Consider the following 16800-nt stretch of genomic DNA (forward strand, 5'->3'; position numbering starts at 1 on the left):
ATATTTCTGAATTGCAAATAGTGTTATAAAGGGTAGGCATGCCCTAATCAACCAATCCCACGAGCCTTTAACAGAGCATCGTTTTGGGGTTTGCGACCCATAAACTGCTCAAACAGCTTCATCGGCTCATCCGCACCGCCTTGGGATAAAATGGCATTGACAAAATCTTGCCCTGTTTGTCGTTTAAGCAGTCCTTCTTTGTCAAAGCGAGTAAAGGCATCGCTTGCCAGCACTTCCGACCACAGATAGCTATAATACCCTGCCGAATAACCGCCTGAAAAAATATGGTTAAAACTGTGAGCCATCCGCACCCAGTCAGGTTCACCGAGTACCGAGACGTTTTGGCGGATGTCATCACGCAGACGAGAAAGTGTTTTTTTGTCGCCTTGCTTATGCTCAACGTGCAAACGAAAATCAAATAGGGCGTACTCTAACTGACGGACGATAGAAGTCGCCGATAGGTAGTTTTTGGCGGTTTGCATTTTTTGAACCATGTCCATAGGAATAGGTTCGCCTGTCTCATAATGAGCCGAGATAAGGGCAAGCACGTCTTTATCCCATGTCCAGTTTTCTAGCATTTGGCTTGGGAACTCCACGGCATCTCTTGGCACACGAGTACCCGACAGGGCAAGCACGTCCACCTGTGTGAGCATGTGATGTAAGCCATGCCCAAACTCATGAAACAGCGTTTCTACTTCGCTATGTAGTAGCAAGGCAGGTTTGTCGCTGGTTGCTCCGCCAAAGTTGCACACGAGCATGGAGACAGGTTTTTGGGTGTCGCCAGTGGATTTTTTAAAATGCCCAATCGCTGTGCTATGCCACGCACCGCCACGCTTGTTTTCACGAGCAAATAAATCCAGATAAAATGATGCGATGTGTTTGCCGTCTTGATACAGCTCAAAAAAGCGAGTGTCGGGGTGGGGCAAGGACACGCCTGTTTTTTCACGCACGTCCACGCCAAACAGACGGCGAGTTACTTCAAACATGCCGTTTAACACTTTATCCACAGGGAAATACACCCGCAGGGCTTCTTTGTCAATGTTATAAAGTGCTTGCTTTTGTTTTTCGGATAAATAGGCAAAATCCCACGGCTCAATCTTATCATCTTGACCCAATACGCCAATATCACGTCCGTATTGTTGCAACTCTTGCATTTGTTTTTTGGCGGTGGGGCGAGTTTTGGCAAGCAAATCTTTTAAAAAGCCAAGCACTTCATCGGTGTCTTTTGCCATGCGTTTGGCAAGCACATATTGGGCGTAGTTTTTGTAGCCAAGTAGCTGGGCAAGTTCCAACCGCAAATCAATAAGTTCGTTGATGATGGGGGTGTTGTCCCATTTGCCAGCATTTTGACCTTTGTCGGATGCACGAGTGCGATAGGCTTCGTACATTTGCTTGCGTAGCTCTCTGTCATCGGCGTAGGTGGTGATTGCCAGATAGCTTGGCACGTTTAGCCCAAAACGGTAGCCCGTTTTGTTTTTGGATTTGGCGGATTGTTCTGCTTTTTGTAGGGCGATGTCGCTAAGTCCTGATAGCTTGGCTTTGTCGTCAATGACAAGCTCCCAGCCCATGTCGGCATCTAGTACGTTGTTGCTAAATTGGGTGGATAGTTCGGACAAGCGAGCAACCACTTGGGTATAGCGTTTGGCTTTGTCGCCTGTCAATGCCACGCCTGATAGTTTAAAATCCAGCAAGGCATCGTTTATCGCTTTTTGTTGGGCTTGGGTGTAGGTTTTGAACTCATCGCTTTTGGCAAGTTTTTTAAAGCCTTCATATAAAGGGCGATACATACCAAACCACGACTCATAGTCGCTTGTGCTTTTGGTGATGTCCTGATATACCGCTCGCAGGGCATCTGAGTTTTTGACCGAATGCAGATGAGCGACCACGCCCCACACACGGTCTAGTTTGTTTTGGGCATCTTCTATCGGGGCGTAGAAGTTGTCCCATGTGATACTTTTTTGGGCACAGACACGCTTGACCACGTCTTTGTTGTGTTTTAATAAAAAGTCAATGGCAGGCGTGATGTGCGAAATCTCAACCGCCCCAAAGTTGGGCAAGCCGTCAAAGTGTAGTAGGGGGTTGTCTTGTAAGGTGGTGGGCAAATCTAAGGGTAGGGGGTGTGCCATGCCAAATTTGGGTAGGCTCATGGCAAGAGCGGTTCCTAAGCTAAGTTGTAAAAATTGACGGCGTTCCATGATGTCTCCTGATAAAAAACTTTATCTTACGCAAAGTGATTTAAAAAATCAAGAATAGTTATGGATAAAAGGCAGTGATTGCGGGGCTTGATTAGGAATGACTTGGGCTGGGCATAAAAAAGCCCTGCAAATACAGGGCTTTTGGTTTTAGTCTCTATCAAGTTTGGCCTGCAGATTTTTTAAGTTGGGATAATCTAGACGGATATCGTATTTTTTGCCGTTTTTGATGGCTTCGGTTTTGACATATAGCTTACCACGCTTCTCATCGATTTCTAACTCGTCAGTGATTTGGTAGCCTTGTGCTTTGATGATGGTGCGAGCTTTTTCAAGGTTTTGATGAACTGCTGGGTCTTGATAAGCGGTGCGTTCTAGATGGTCATCATCTGCGTGAGCCATGCCGACACTTGCAGTGGCTAAGGCTAGGGCGATGGTTAGGGCTTTTGTAATTTTCATGATATTTCTCTATGATAATGGTATGATAAGCCTAATTGGCTTGGTCTTATTATATAACAAGACCAAGCCAATTATGAGTTATTTTTGTATAAAAAGTTATAATGATTGTTTCTTTAAAACTTCGCAAGCACTTCATCAAGCCCCAACAGCTCTTTATCATCACTCCCACGCTTGGCGTATTCGTATTTACCCTCAGCAAGGTTACGCTCGGACACCACGATACGATGAGGGATACCGATGAGCTCCAAATCGGCAAATTTCACGCCCGCCCGCTCGTCTCTGTCGTCTAATAGGACGTTTACGCCTTTGGCTTTTAGGGTGCTATACAGCTCGTCCGCTTTGGCTTCTGCTGAGCCGTCTTTGGATTTCATGGGGACGACCGCCACATAGAAAGGGGCGATATTATCGGCAGGGTCTGGCGTGTCCGCCCATAGACAGCCCTTGTCGTCGTGGTTTTGTTCTAGGCTTGCTGAGATGATACGGCTAACCCCAATGCCATAACAGCCCATCATCAGCGTAACAGGCTTGCCTTCTTTACCAAGGACGGCACAGTTTAGGGCGTGCGAGTATTTATCGCCAAGCTGAAAGATATGCCCCACTTCAATGCCACGCTTGATTTGTAGCACGCCTTTACCGTCAGGGCTTGGGTCGCCGTCCACCACGTTGCGAATGTCGGCAACCTCTGCATAGACCGCATCACGCTCCCAGTTCATGCCTTTTGTGTGTTTGTCTGCTACATTTGCCCCACTCACAAAATCCGCCATGACGGACGCACTTCTATCAGCGATGACAGGTATGCCATATTTTGCCAAGTCCACGCTGATATAGCCTTTGATGAGACCTGCTTCTTTCATCTCATCTTCGCTTGCCATTTCTAGCGGTGCTTTGATTTGGGGTAACTTCTCAGCTTTTAGCTCGTTTAGGGTGTGGTCGCCACGCAACACAAGGGCGACAAGTTTTGGCATATCGGGCGTGTCTTCTGAATACGAGCCTTTGACGATGAGCGTTTTTACCGTGCGTGATAGCTCAATGCCCAAATGCTCTGCCACTTCTTCACAAGTGGGCATATTTGGCGTATCTACGTCCGTGCGTGGCTCACTTGGGGGCTGGCGTGTGGCGGTGCAGACGGCTTCGGCAAGCTCTACGTTGGCTGAATAATCCGACTCGGTGCTAAATGCGATGTCGTCTTCTCCGCTGTCGGCTAGGACGTGAAATTCATGACTGGCAAATCCGCCAATAGACCCCGTGTCCGCTTGCACCGCCCTAAAATCAAGCCCCAAACGGGTAAAAATGCGAGTGTAGGCTTCATAAAAGTCTTGATAAGTCTTGGCAAGGCTGTCTTTATCAATATGAAAAGAATAGGCGTCTTTCATGGTAAATTCCCTTGCTCTCATCACCCCAAAACGTGGGCGAATCTCATCACGGAATTTGGTTTGGATTTGATAATACGTAGCAGGGAGCTGTTTGTAGCTTTTTAATTCGCCACGAGCGATGTCGGTGATGACTTCTTCGTGGGTAGGTCCTAGCACAAAATCACGGCTATGGCGGTCTTTAAAGCGAAGTAGCTCCGCCCCATAATCTTCCCAACGCCCACTCTCTTGCCACAGTTCGCCAGGTTGGGTGACAGGCATGAGTAGCTCTTGGGCACTGATGCGTTCCATCTCTTCACGGACGATTTTTTCCACTCGTTTTAGCACACGCAAGCCTGTTGGCATCCACACATACAAGCCTGAGGCAAGTTTGCGAATGAGTCCTGCTTTTATCATAAGCTGGGCAGAGATGATGTCGGCATCGCTTGGGGTGTTGCGAAGGGTGGCTAGGGTGAATTGACTGGCTTTCATAAAATTCTCGCTGATTGGTGTTTGGTATTGTGGATTGTCATGCTTTGGGCAGATTTGTAGGGGTAAATCACATTTGCCCTGTAAACGCATTGATTTTTTGAGCGAATACATTGCTCTTACGCATCCAAATTTTTTACAATATCTCTTGGTTAAACAATCCCAAATCTTAAATTTAGTAAAAACGTATTATATTAAAGTAAACTTTGGTAACTGTGCAAGTCTTTTTATAAAAATTTTAAAAATTTATTCCCATAAAGTGCTATGATGATCCAACTTATCAATCTTTCTCTTTCATTTTACTCCATCCAATCTTAAGGAGACACATGAGCATATCAACCCCAAAATCCAAAAAAGCCAATAAATTCACCCTATTTTGTATCGTGGCGGTCATGGCAATGATTGCATTTTTGGCAGTTTTTTGGACGTTAAAATTGACCGAAGAGCCTGCCGTATCCGCCATTAGCCGAGACGGTGTTGTTACCGAAATCCAAAAAATGGCTCGCCTAAATACCGTTGCTTTTGGCGTGGACACGGTCATCACTGCCCAAAAAGAAGGCAATTGGTACAAGCTATGGCAGGACGAACAAAAGGGGCTGTTTGTTGCTCGTGGGCGGGTTTTGGCAGGCGTGGATTTGGGTAAAATCACGGCGGACAACGTGCAAGTTACCTTTGACCCCCAGACCGACCCAAAAGTCGCCCCACACGCCAACATCACGGTAACACTCCCGCCATCGCAGGTGTTTGAGGTGTTCCTTGATGACATACAGGTCTATGACTGGAAAACAGGGCTGTTTGGCGTGGTGGATAACGACCCTGAGATTTTAAATCAAGCCCAAACATCCGCCAAAGCCGAAGTACTAAAAAAAGCGTGCCAAGGCGACATCATGACCCTTGCCACCGATAACGCCACCGAACAAATCAAGGGCTTATTTGCCTTGACAGGGGCGACTGTGGTGGTCAATGGCGATGTGGGGGCGTGTCGAATTTAAATAAATGTTATTAATGCATGACATTTAAAATGTTAAATAATAACATTTCATCAAATTGATAAAATGGATAAATGTGTCCATAAAATCATCAATTTGCCCAAATAATACACAAAACATACTTAATTTATACCCATAATATTTTTATGGGTATAAAAATATTGCTCAATGGTAAAATATTTTTACTGTTTGGTATAGCCGTAAACCAAATTATGTTATAAAATATAATCAGCAAATTAACAACCTAAATTTGCTGTTTTATCTCTGTTATTATTTAAAATTAATGTTTTGGCGTGATATCATGTCAAAATAGCCGTTAAATGTGCCTGATTTTGGTAATTTATTGATTAAAATTAATTTTTTATCAAATGCTAATCAATAGCGATAACGAATTTTTGATAAATTTTATAACTTATCGATAATTACTCTCATTTGTATCATGAAGCGACATCATTTTAAATAAAAAATAAAGCACTCATTCTAACTGCCATACCAAATTTTTTAACATGATATTAGATAATGGTATTTTATTAAATTTTAAAATTTTCTGACCGAATTTTTAAAATTTTATTTAAAATCAACAATTATCACCAATGGTCGTATTAATTAAATGTGATATTGGGATAAAAGAAAAACATAAATCAAATATTGATTTATGGTGTATCGGGTTACTTATAAAATTAAGCAGATATTTTCTTTATCAAAAAATATCAGGACAATGGCGTTAGGCAATTTAGACTAATAATCTCCAAGCAATTGCTTTGGTTGAGAGTAAATCATGACGAGTACTGATAGCAAAAATACGATGCGTATTGCCATGGTTGGTATCAGCCCTGCCGACCAAATTACTTTTAAGGGTTATCTGCGTGTTTTATTACGCTTGGATGTGGATTTGGACTGGGTATCTGCTCAGGTTGATGATGTGGATTTATATGTCATCAATCAAGATTTTAAACATTCTGCCAGCGTACAAAAACTCATTGATGCCCATCCACGCACCCCCATTTTATACCTTTGTCGTAATCTGGCAGGCGATGGTGGCATCACTGATGATTTGTTGGTGTTGCCCCTAAAACAAATCAACAACCTAAATCAATGGCTACACCAAAAAGTAAGCGTCTTAAAAGGATTGGCTTATCAGACGCCAAGCACATCTGAGACGCCCATTAAGACAGCCCAAACAGCCGAGTCTACTCAGACAGCACAACAAGCACAGCCTGTCACAGCAAAGATGAATGATTTGATAGAGTTGGTTAAAACATTGCATACTCGCCCTAAGTCTTTATTTGAGCTGACCCAAGATGGTGAGGTGTTGGCTGTCATTGATGGGGCACGCCAGTTGGTGTGGCTAAAAAGTGCCAAAGTGGCAGATGTAACGGCGTGGCGACTGCGAGTGTATGGCGGGATGGCAGGTGAGTCTAAGCATGCCATAGACATGAATCAGTGGCTTTATCAGATTGCATGGGTAAATTCCGATAAGTTACTACCGCTTATCAATCCCCAAGCCCGTTACCAGTTGCGTTCGTGGGCAAAACCTGATAACAATGCCGACAGACGCATCATTTTGCGAACGATGGTTGCCTTAGAAGATACAGCACGCACGGTAGATGAGATTGTGGTACGTACAGGACTGAGCCGTCTTATTGTTCAAAAGGTGATTGTCTCACTGCTGTTCTCTCAGCATTTGACGGATAATAGTTACCAAAATATCAGTACCACCATTACGCCAGTACCGACCGTACCAGCACCGACCGCCCCAGTTGCCAAACCCATTCCCGCCAGTGAACCCAAACCTGAACCAAAAACCACCGAGCAACAAGAGAAGTTGGGTTTCTTATCACGTCTGCGTCGTAAGTTGGGATTATGATGATATCTTAATTTGCAATATCTGTATTTTTATCATACAATTATCGTCGTTATTTGTATTTATTATTTAGGTAGTATTTATGCAGCGTCTAAAAATCGTATTTAGTGGTCCGATGGGTGCAGGTAAGACCCAAGCCATTTCTAGCCTCTCCGACATTCCTGTTGTCTCAACAGAGGTTATGAACACCGACCTTGACACTAACGCTAAGCTCTTGACCACGGTTGGTATGGATTATGGTGAGCTTACCGTTGATGGTGGGGCAAGTATTGGACTGTATGGCACCCCAGGTCAGGAGCGTTTTAAATTTATTTGGCCCATTTTATCGCAAGGTGCTTTGGGTGTGGTGATTTTGATTGACCATTCAGCGGCTGACCCTGTGGCGGATTTGACGCACTATTTAAAGATTTTTGATGACATTTATGATGGTCGTATCGTCCTTGGTGTTAGTCAGGTTGATAAAATGCCTGAGCGTGAGCTTTCTATTTATCGTGATTATTTGGCAGGTATTGGACGTAATTTACCGCTATTTCCTGTGGACATGCGTAAACGTGAAGATGTTTTATTACTCGTTGAGAGCATCATCGCCAGTTTAGAACAGTCTGAATGATTGATGTCATAATACTGATACAAAAATAAACATATTGGAGTAATATCATGAGTCTTAGTCCTTTTAAATTGGATTCTAATCGCATCAAACCTGCCGAACAGTTCGTTACGCTCTCCAAAGAGACTTTGCATGAATTGTTACATTCTACCACGGGTGTGGATGGCGTGTTATTGGCATCAACTGATGGTTTTGAGGTGTCATCCATTTTTCAAAAAAACTATGATGGCAATAAACTCTCAGCGGTTGGTTCATCTATTTTGGCATTGGTACAAGCTTGGACTGCCGAAGCACAGTTGACAGGATGTCGTTCGGTGATTTTGGATGCTGAAAATGGTAAAATCATGATCAGTTCTGTGCCAAATGCCAACCAGCCCATGATTTTGATTGTGGTAACCAAACAGCAAGTACTGCTTGGGCAAATCATGCATGCCATGAATAAAGCAACCGCTCGCTTGGTAGAGCTTGACAGTCAGCACCATGGCAAATAATATATCTCGTTCCCAAGTTTATATAAGCAGTTGATTTATTAAGGCACGTTGAACATTTATAACGCAATTTAAAATTTAGAAATATTGTAGAAATAAATAATGTTTTTGCATAGAATAGAAATGGCTAAATCTTGTTTTTCATTATCAAAAACTTGATTGATGGAATGACTATCAATCTGTATTCTTCCTTGAAAAACGTGCGATTTTCTCATTTTTCATTGCAAATACAAAAGTTCAATACCCCTTAATATGTTTTTAGATTAGTATGATTTTTTCTTTATTAGATTGTAAAGGTGTTTGTAATGAAGTTAACTTATTTGTGGTTACTAGTAAGTGCAGTCTTGTTGGGGGCTTGCTCAAATTCAATGAATCAGGTGCAGATGAGCAATTATCCGCAATCAACCGTGGGTCTGACAATCAGCAATACTCAAAACGAATTTTTTAAAGCCTTTTATGATGCCTATGAGACAGAAGTTACAGCTCAGTCATCTGTAACTGCATTTTTGGATAATGCGAATAACAATCAAGAAGCGCAAAATCAGCAGATTGAGAGTATGATTAGTAAAGGTGCAAAAGCACTGGTTATTAACTTGGTTGATGTCAACCAAGGTGAGGCGGTTATCCAAAGATATTGCGACAAAGTTTCGTTGGTATTTTTTAATCGTAGCCCAGGGGATAAGGCACTTGCCAAATGCCAGAATGCCTACTTTGTGGATGGTGATGCCACGCAGGCAGGTGTTTTGCAAGGATTGAAAGTACTTGAGTTGTGGAAAGAAAATCCTGATTGGGATAAAAATAAAGATGGCAAGATTCAGTTTGCTATGTTGGAGGGTTTGGTTGGGCATGCAGGAGCTCAGGCTCGCACCAAGTGGGCAATGAGTACTATGGAAAACTATCCAACACTGGGTGTGCCGACTGAGTTGGTGCTTCATGAGCATGCCATGTTTAATCAAGATGTAGCGAGAAACGTGGTTGGTCAATGGATTTTAAACCCTGAGTTTGCACGTGTAGAGGTTGTCTTGGCAAATAATGATGCGATGGCATTAGGTGCCGCTGAGGCTTTGTCAGAAAAACAGATCAACGTACCTCTTTTTGGTATTGATGCAACGAGTAAGGCTCTGGAAGCTGTGAAGTCAGGTCGAATGACAGCAACTGTGCTAAATGATGCAAAAAACCAAGCAAAAGTCGCATTGAGACTGGCGTCAAATTTGGCGGCAGGAACCGATCCTTTAGATGGAATAGATTATCGTATGGAGCACCGGATAATTCAAGTGCCTTATCAAGAAGTACAGTAAAGGAGGGTGGTTGCTATGTCTCGAGATACTTTACAAACATTTCAAAAATCAGGTATTGTTAAATACCGTTCTTTGATTCTATTGTCATTAGCATTTTTTGCACTTGTTATTATTTTATCTGGTTATACCTTGGTCGCATCACAAAGAATTGCGAATGCAACCAAGGAATTAGAGCTTGCCGCTCAGCAGACAGTTTTGGTTCAACGTTTATCCAGGAAACTATTGGACTTAGATTTGTATCTAAAAGCAGTACAATCACAAAACACGATTAACTCAGAACAGCCTGTAGTTGTTGATCAAAATAATATTTCCATTGATCTGTTGCCGCAGACGGCTATTTACCAACTCAATGAGCTAAAAACAGAAACCCAAGAGTTTACCCAGGTTTTACATGCACTAAAATCAGGCGGTACAGTTAAGAATGCTTTAGGTCAAGAAGTGGTTGTTAAGGCAGTTGATTCTAACGATTTGCAAAAAATCTTGTTGGATATTGAAACCATTTGGACTCCCTACTTAGGTTTGCTTGACAGATTTGTTGAGGGTTCTGAAAAAGGAGTGATTTCAAAGAAAACCAGTGATTACTTGGTGGATTATACCCGTTTGTACAGCAATGCATTGCAGATAGAAACGTCTGATTTTACGAGTTACAGAGGTAGTCTTATTCAAAATAGCACCGACCAACTTAAAATGGTTCAGGTTGGCGGTATCTCTATTGCATTCATACTGTTTTTGGCAATCATATTTGGTTCGCTCCGTCAATTATTGCAATCAGATACGAAGCTTTTATTGGCTCAACGCCAAACTACCAACATTTTAGGTACGGTACAAGAAGGCTTGTTCTTGATTGATAAAAACTTTGTCATCTCGGATGTTCATTCAAAGAACCTAGAAATCATTTGGGGGCGCAAAGACATCGCTGGCATGACCCTAACCGACTTATTACAAGGCATGATTGGGCGTGAAGACGTGGAGGCGACCAAGCTATTTGTGGAACAGCTGTATAACCCTTGGGTGGTGTCAGAGTTGATTAGTGATTTGAACCCACTAAGACAAGTTAAGGTCAGCGTGATCAATGAGCAGGGCGAAACAGTGGTCAAATACCTGTCGTTTAGCTTCTTGCGTGTTCAAGAGAGCGAAAACGACGAAGTCGAAGAAATCTTTGTGAGTGTCGTTGATGTAACCGATTCTGTATTGCTTGAAAAAACTTTGGAGAGTGAAAAAGCTCAGCACGACCGTCAGATTGAGATGATCGGGCATATTCTAAACGTGGACATCAACGTGCTAAATCAGTTCATCAACAACACCTATGAGCGTGTGAGCGAGATGAACGAGATTCTAAGAGTTGAAGGTCAGCTACACAATAAAGCCCAAGCTCTGTTTAGAAAAATGCACAGTCTAAAAGGCGAAGCATCTGCCATTAAGATGGGTAGCTTTGTGCGTCTTGCCGAGCAAGGCGAAGAAAATCTGGCATTTATCCGTAACCAATCAACGGTATCGGGTCAGGACTTTTTGGGCTTTACGGTCATCCTAAATGAAATTTTGGATTTGAACCAATTTGTAGAGAAATTACTACAACGCATCAGTAGCGTTGCCAAAGAGATTGCCCCAGAGCCTGTGACTACAAGCAATGATGTGGTCGTACAAGAAGATGTCGCCAAGCCTTTTTCATCGAGCGAGCGTGAGCGACTCCATGAATATTTTAGCGACTATGCCGACCAAATCGCCGAACGTCAAGGCAAGAAAGTTAAGGTAAACTTAACAGGCTTTGAAGACATTCACATGACCGAAAAGCTCAAAAAATTCTGCCAAGATGTGGGCATTCAACTGCTCAAAAATGCCATCGTGCATGGCATTGAGACCCCTGATGTGCGTGTACAGGCAGGCAAAAGTGACGTGGGTAAAATCACGTTAATGCTCCTAAAATACGGCAATCAGCTACGCATGAGTATGATTGACGATGGGGCAGGCGTGGATTTGCAAAAACTGCGTCAAAAAGCCGTTGAGATGAATCTCATGAGTGCCGAACAAGCATCAAGCCTGCCCGACAGCCGTCTATATGCTCTCATGTTCCGCTCTGGTGTCTCAACCGCCAATGGTGTGGATGAAGACAGTGGGCGTGGTGTGGGCATGGACATCGTGCGTGAGTGGGTCAAAGAAGTCAATGGTAAGATTAACGTGGAGAGTCAGCCGGGACTGAACACGAAAATCATCATTAACTTTGATGCACTATAACCCAGTTGGCGTGTTACACTTTTGATACGCCCCATAGCCACAACTCATCGGTCGGTGAGTTGTGGATTGATTTTTTATAAAAACACGCCACAAGGGCGTGATATTGTTGATTTTTTAATCTATTGATTTTTGGAGTACATGATGGCTTATCGTCTGATGATTGTTGATGATTCTAATATTATTCGTAACCGCATTGAGCGTTGTTTTGCAGGCAGTGACATTGAGATTGTGGCGACTGCCAATAACGGTGTGGATGCGGTGTTAAAATTTGATGAATTTCGTCCTGATTTTATCGCCATGGATTTGACCATGCCACAGATGGATGGGCTTGAATGCATCAAGCGTATCGTGGGCAAAGGAACGGGCGTGAGTATTTTGGTCGTCTCGGCACTCTCTGACCGCATGACAGCACTACAAGCCTTGCAAATCGGGGCAAGGGGCTTTATCTACAAGCCGTTTAATGACGAAGAGCTGATTGCGGGCATGCAACGCTTGATTGAGCTTAGTGCCAAAGCTAAGAAATGAGTAAAAAGAAATAAGTAGCCAGTTGTGAGTATTGGGGTCATTGTCGTCATCGTTGCCGTGCTGTTTGTGCTTGGCAACATCATGGGCTTAAAGCCAAAGATGAGTGAAGTGCGAGTGGGCGACATGCGAATGTTTGCTCGCAAGATAGACTTGCACCCCAAACTGGTTGCCACGCCTGATTGGCTAAGGCAGTACAAAGAGAGCAGGCAAGATAAACAGATAGGCAATCACGGCATGATAGCCCAGTACACCGTCATCGATGACAGCTGGCAGTTGCCTGCCAAACGCCTGCTGTGGACAGGGGGTGACTGGCAAAACGAAGATGGTGTGCCTGTCAGTGTGGGCATGCCCCCCGAGCCACTACTGTCCTATATCCAAGGACTGACCACCAAAGCCAATAGCATAACCATTTACTGGTACGATGAAAAATACGCCAAAAGTTTTGCCATCAAAGACGAGCAAGCGATGGCAATCATGGAGCAGGATTTGCTCGCACTCAAAACTTTTTTGCAAAGCGTGCAAAATATCAATACCCCAAAATCGTCCCACTAAGCGACCACTTGTATATAAAATTGTTAAAATATTTTACCAAACTATTGACAAAATGCCAAAGCCCCCTTATAAAGTGAACATTTTAACATTATAAGACAAATAGGCAACTCATGGCACTTCCCAAAAAACCCAGCACACGCACCAAAAATACCGTCAAAGCCACAAAAGCACCCGCCAAAAAAACGACCAAAACCGCCAAAGACGACATGGCGGACACCCCCGTGTCAGGCAAAGGCAAAGCCCTAGTTATCGTGGAATCCCCTGCCAAAGCCAAAACCATTAACAAATATCTAGGCTCGGGCTATATCGTGCGGTCTAGCGTGGGTCATGTGCGTGATTTGCCTGTGTCAGGGACGGGCAAAGCCGAAAAAGCGGACGAGTCGGGACTGTCTCGTGAACAAAAGGCGTATAACGCTCTGGTTCGCCGTATGGGGGTCAATCCTGAGAACGGCTGGCAGGCTCATTATGAGATTTTGCCCAACAAAACCAAAGTCATCAAAGAGTTAAAAGCCCTTGCCAAAGAGGCGGACACCATTTATCTGGCAACGGACTTAGACCGTGAGGGGGAGGCGATTGCGTGGCATTTAAAGGAAGTCATCGGCGGAGCGGACAGCAAATACAGCCGTGTGGTGTTTAACGAGATTACCAAATCCGCCATTACCGAAGCCTTTAAGCACCCCAGTAGCTTAAATTACAACCGTGTAAACGCCCAGCAAGCACGCCGTTTTCTTGACCGTGTGGTTGGTTTTATGGTGTCGCCCCTACTGTGGGCAAAGGTCGCTCGTGGCTTGTCGGCAGGGCGTGTGCAGTCGGTTGCCACTCGCCTTGTCGTAGAAAAAGAGCGTGAGATTCGTGCCTTTACGCCCACCGAATATTGGCAAATTCATGCCGATACATTAAGCAGTTCAAAAGAAAACATTTATCTAGAAGCCGTCCGCCAAAATGGCAAAGAGTTAAGCCTTGCCAATGAGAAAGAAGCTATGGCGGTGGTTGATATTTTAAATAATAACCCCTTTATCGTGTCCGACCGTGAGCAAAAGCCCACCCAGTCCAAGCCGTCCGCTCCCTTTATCACGTCCACCTTACAGCAGTCGGCAAGCACACGCCTTGGCTTTAACGTCAAAAAAACGATGATGCTCGCCCAACGCCTGTACGAAGCAGGCTATATCACTTATATGCGTACCGACAGCACGTTTTTGAGTGCGGACGCTTTATCAAGTGTACGAACGTACATTGAAACCAATTACGGCAGTCAATATTTGCCAAAATCGCCCAACGTCTATGGCAACAAACAAAACGCCCAAGAAGCCCACGAAGCCATTCGTCCGTCTGATGTGGCAGTCTTGTCCGCTCATCTAAAAGACATGGAGCGAGATGCCCAAAGGCTTTATGAGCTGATTTGGCGACAGTTTGTGGCGTGTCAAATGCCCCCTGCCCAGTACCTATCCATGACCTTGACCGTGTCGTCTGGCAATGTGGAATTAAAGGCAAAAGGGCGTGTCATGACGTTTGACGGCTACACCAAAGCCCAGCCCCCTGCCAAAAGCGATGATGTGCTACTGCCCGATGTCAACGTGGGCGAGAGCTTGACGGTAAACGAGATTATCCCAAGCCAGCATTTTACCAAACCGCCAGCTCGTTATACCGAAGCCAGCCTTGTCAAAGAGCTTGAAAAACGTGGTATCGGACGACCGTCTACCTATGCGTCTATCATCTCCACCATTCAAGAGCGTGGCTATGTCCGCACCGAAAACAAACGCCTATTTGCCGAAAAAATGGGCGACATTGTAACCGACCGCTTGACAGGCAGTTTCCCTGATTTAATGGATTACACTTTTACCGCCAATTTGGAAAACAAACTTGACCATGTGGCAGAGGGCGATGTGGATTATAAGGCGGTGCTGGATGAATTTTATGGCGATTTTAAGGGCAAATTAGAAACCGCCAAAGCCAAAGACGGCATGAAACCCAACGACCCCACCGATGTCCCTGATGTGCATTGCGATTTGTGCGGTCGCCCCATGCAGATTCGTACAGGCGGTACGGGCGTGTTTTTGGGCTGTACAGGCTATAACTTACCGCCAAAAGAACGCTGTAAAGGCACAAAAAATCTCATGGCGGTAGAAGCCTTTGCCAATCAGACGGCAGACGATGAGTCGGACGAGATTTTGTCGTTATTAGAAAAAAAGCGTTGCCCAAAATGCCACACGGCAATGGACGGCTATATCGTGGATGGGGGATTAAAGTTGCATGTTTGTGGTAATAACCCCGATTGCGATGGGTATTTGCTAGAAAAAGGCGTGTTTGAAACCCACAAAGGCAATGACGCACCAACCATTGACTGCGACAAATGCGATGGGCAAATGGAGTTAAAAACGGGGCGATTTGGGGCGTATTTTGCTTGCCAAAAATGCGACAACACCCGTAAAGTCCAAAAAGACGGACAACCTGCACCGCCACGCATGACGCCCATTTTAATGCCACATTTACGTTCAGTACGGTTTGATGACCATTATATCTTGCGAGAAGGAGCGGCTGGGCTGTTTTTGGCAGCGAGCAAGTTCCCCAAAATCCGTGAAACTCGTCCGCCCAAAGTGGCAGAATTGCAAGCCATACAAGGCGAGCTTGATCCCAAATTCCACTATCTACTATCCGCCCCCACAGCTGACAATGACGGCAATCCGACTATTTTAAGATGGTCTCGCAAAAATGCCGAGCAATATATCGGCTCAGAAAAGGACGGTAAGGCGACCAAGTTTGCGTTGGTGTGGAGAGATGGGACTTGGGTGAGTGAGTGATATGAAAAAGTTGGCGGTACTCATTGATGCAGATAATACATCTCACAAGACCATAGGGCTTGTACTACAAGAGATTGCCAAATATGGCGTGCCAATCGTCAAGCGTGTCTATGGCGATTGAAGTAGCGAGATTAATGAAAACGGCAAGCCAACCAATCGCCTACACGTTTGGCGTGATGTTTCGCTATCGCATGCCATTACACCCATTCAGCAGTTTGCCTACACCAAAGGCAAAGATGCCACGGACATGATGCTTATCATCAATGCCATGGATTTGCTGTATGGCAATCAATTAGATGGCTTTTGTATTAGACTTCTTTCCAAACCCTGATTTTTATGGATTTTTAAAAACTTCAACCCCAATACTTATAAGGGTTTATTTTTAGTTTGGAAAGAGATTTATTATATCAAGCGACAGCGATTTTACTCCGCTTGCCAGTCGTATTCGTGAAAGTGGCTTGACGGTTTATGGATTTGGCAAAACCCAAACACCAAGTGCTTTTATCAATGCGTGCGACAAATTTATTTATATAGAAAATCTAACTCAAAACTATGTGGAAAATGATACCAATGAAATACTTGATAATAAGGAAAATTCATCACTACTGATGAAAAAAATAAAACAGCAGACAACGCAAATACACCGCCAAAAGACAGCACTAAACAATCGTCTAGTGATATTAATCAAAAACCAACAACCATGCCTAATCAACAAGTTGAGGTAGACGAGCCAACTTTGCAACTTATTTATAAATCCATCAAAGATGTTGCGGATGATGATGGTTGGGCAAATTTATCTACGCTAGGCAATCACTTGGCAACCATTAAGCCTGATTTTGATACAAGAACTTATAGGCGTGCCAAACTATCAGGATTATTGCAGGCATTAGATTTGTTTGAGATAAAACTAGAAGGTTCACAAAAATTTGTAAGGAAAAAACCCAGTTTCGCCAAGGTGCTA

At 44.0% G+C, this 16800-nt stretch carries 12 protein-coding genes and 1 pseudogene; 10 read left to right on the forward strand and 3 right to left on the reverse strand.

Features of this window, described 5'->3' with window-relative positions; all coding sequences use genetic code 11:
- Positions 1-47 precede the first annotated feature (47 nt).
- The 3 genes from IM753_RS01025 to IM753_RS01035 all read right to left on the reverse strand — a co-directional run bounded on the left by IM753_RS01025 (position 48) and on the right by IM753_RS01035 (position 4489).
- Entirely contained in the window at positions 48-2195 is a 2148-nt protein-coding gene (locus IM753_RS01025) for a M3 family metallopeptidase (protein WP_194108447.1), read from the reverse strand.
- Between the two features lie 147 nt (positions 2196-2342).
- Positions 2343-2648 (reverse strand): PepSY domain-containing protein, encoded by a 306-nt coding sequence (locus IM753_RS01030; RefSeq protein WP_194108448.1) that lies wholly within the window; start codon positions 2646-2648, stop codon positions 2343-2345.
- Positions 2649-2761: 113 nt separating this feature from the next.
- Positions 2762-4489, reverse strand: a complete 1728-nt coding sequence (locus IM753_RS01035; RefSeq protein ID WP_194108476.1) for a proline--tRNA ligase — start codon at positions 4487-4489, stop codon at positions 2762-2764.
- Between the two features lie 323 nt (positions 4490-4812).
- On the opposite strand from IM753_RS01035, the gene IM753_RS01040 reads away from it, so the two are divergent.
- The 10 genes and pseudogenes from IM753_RS01040 to IM753_RS01085 form a co-directional block, all read left to right on the forward strand.
- A complete protein-coding gene (locus IM753_RS01040) occupies positions 4813-5478 on the forward strand; it encodes a DUF4230 domain-containing protein (protein WP_065255492.1) in 666 nt (221 codons plus the stop codon).
- 775 nt (positions 5479-6253) lie between these two features.
- On the forward strand, positions 6254-7342 hold the full coding sequence (locus tag IM753_RS01045; RefSeq protein ID WP_194108449.1) for a hypothetical protein: 1089 nt from the start codon (positions 6254-6256) through the stop codon (positions 7340-7342).
- A gap of 79 nt (positions 7343-7421) precedes the next feature.
- Positions 7422-7949, forward strand: a complete 528-nt coding sequence (locus tag IM753_RS01050; protein ID WP_066888851.1) for an ATP/GTP-binding protein — start codon at positions 7422-7424, stop codon at positions 7947-7949.
- A gap of 47 nt (positions 7950-7996) precedes the next feature.
- Complete coding sequence (locus tag IM753_RS01055; RefSeq protein WP_194108450.1) at positions 7997-8437, forward strand: roadblock/LC7 domain-containing protein; 441 nt, start codon at positions 7997-7999, stop codon at positions 8435-8437.
- Between the two features lie 302 nt (positions 8438-8739).
- Entirely contained in the window at positions 8740-9732 is a 993-nt protein-coding gene (locus IM753_RS01060) for a galactose ABC transporter substrate-binding protein (protein WP_227713034.1), read from the forward strand.
- 129 nt (positions 9733-9861) lie between these two features.
- The gene (locus tag IM753_RS01065; protein ID WP_227713035.1) at positions 9862-11964 is read left to right on the forward strand and encodes an ATP-binding protein; all 2103 of its coding nucleotides are present in this window, start codon (positions 9862-9864) and stop codon (positions 11962-11964) included.
- Positions 11965-12105: 141 nt separating this feature from the next.
- Entirely contained in the window at positions 12106-12489 is a 384-nt protein-coding gene (locus IM753_RS01070) for a response regulator (protein WP_194108452.1), read from the forward strand.
- Between the two features lie 24 nt (positions 12490-12513).
- Positions 12514-13041 (forward strand): hypothetical protein, encoded by a 528-nt coding sequence (locus IM753_RS01075; RefSeq protein ID WP_065255486.1) that lies wholly within the window; start codon positions 12514-12516, stop codon positions 13039-13041.
- Between the two features lie 110 nt (positions 13042-13151).
- Positions 13152-15839: a type I DNA topoisomerase gene (gene topA / locus IM753_RS01080; protein WP_370582799.1), complete on the forward strand. Its 2688-nt coding sequence runs from the start codon at positions 13152-13154 to the stop codon at positions 15837-15839.
- A gap of 1 nt (position 15840) precedes the next feature.
- Positions 15841-16776: pseudogene (locus tag IM753_RS01085) on the forward strand (NYN domain-containing protein); the annotation flags it as partial.
- Between the last annotated feature and the right edge of the window lie 24 nt (positions 16777-16800).

The sequence above is a fragment of the Moraxella sp. K127 genome (assembly GCF_015223095.1).
GTDB lineage: Bacteria > Pseudomonadota > Gammaproteobacteria > Pseudomonadales > Moraxellaceae > Moraxella.

Excerpts from the sequence above, each read along its gene's own strand:
- IM753_RS01050 (WP_066888851.1), top strand. The coding sequence starts at position 7,422 with ATGCAGCGTCTAAAAATCGTATTTAGTGGTCCGATGGGTGCAGGTAAG.
- IM753_RS01070 (WP_194108452.1), top strand. The coding sequence starts at position 12,106 with ATGGCTTATCGTCTGATGATTGTTGATGATTCTAATATTATTCGTAAC.
- IM753_RS01025 (WP_194108447.1), bottom strand. The coding sequence starts at position 2,195 with ATGGAACGCCGTCAATTTTTACAACTTAGCTTAGGAACCGCTCTTGCC.
- IM753_RS01035 (WP_194108476.1), bottom strand. The coding sequence starts at position 4,489 with ATGAAAGCCAGTCAATTCACCCTAGCCACCCTTCGCAACACCCCAAGC.
- topA (WP_370582799.1), top strand. The coding sequence starts at position 13,152 with ATGGCACTTCCCAAAAAACCCAGCACACGCACCAAAAATACCGTCAAA.
- IM753_RS01060 (WP_227713034.1), top strand. The coding sequence starts at position 8,740 with ATGAAGTTAACTTATTTGTGGTTACTAGTAAGTGCAGTCTTGTTGGGG.
- IM753_RS01030 (WP_194108448.1), bottom strand. The coding sequence starts at position 2,648 with ATGAAAATTACAAAAGCCCTAACCATCGCCCTAGCCTTAGCCACTGCA.
- IM753_RS01045 (WP_194108449.1), top strand. The coding sequence starts at position 6,254 with ATGACGAGTACTGATAGCAAAAATACGATGCGTATTGCCATGGTTGGT.
- IM753_RS01040 (WP_065255492.1), top strand. The coding sequence starts at position 4,813 with ATGAGCATATCAACCCCAAAATCCAAAAAAGCCAATAAATTCACCCTA.
- IM753_RS01055 (WP_194108450.1), top strand. The coding sequence starts at position 7,997 with ATGAGTCTTAGTCCTTTTAAATTGGATTCTAATCGCATCAAACCTGCC.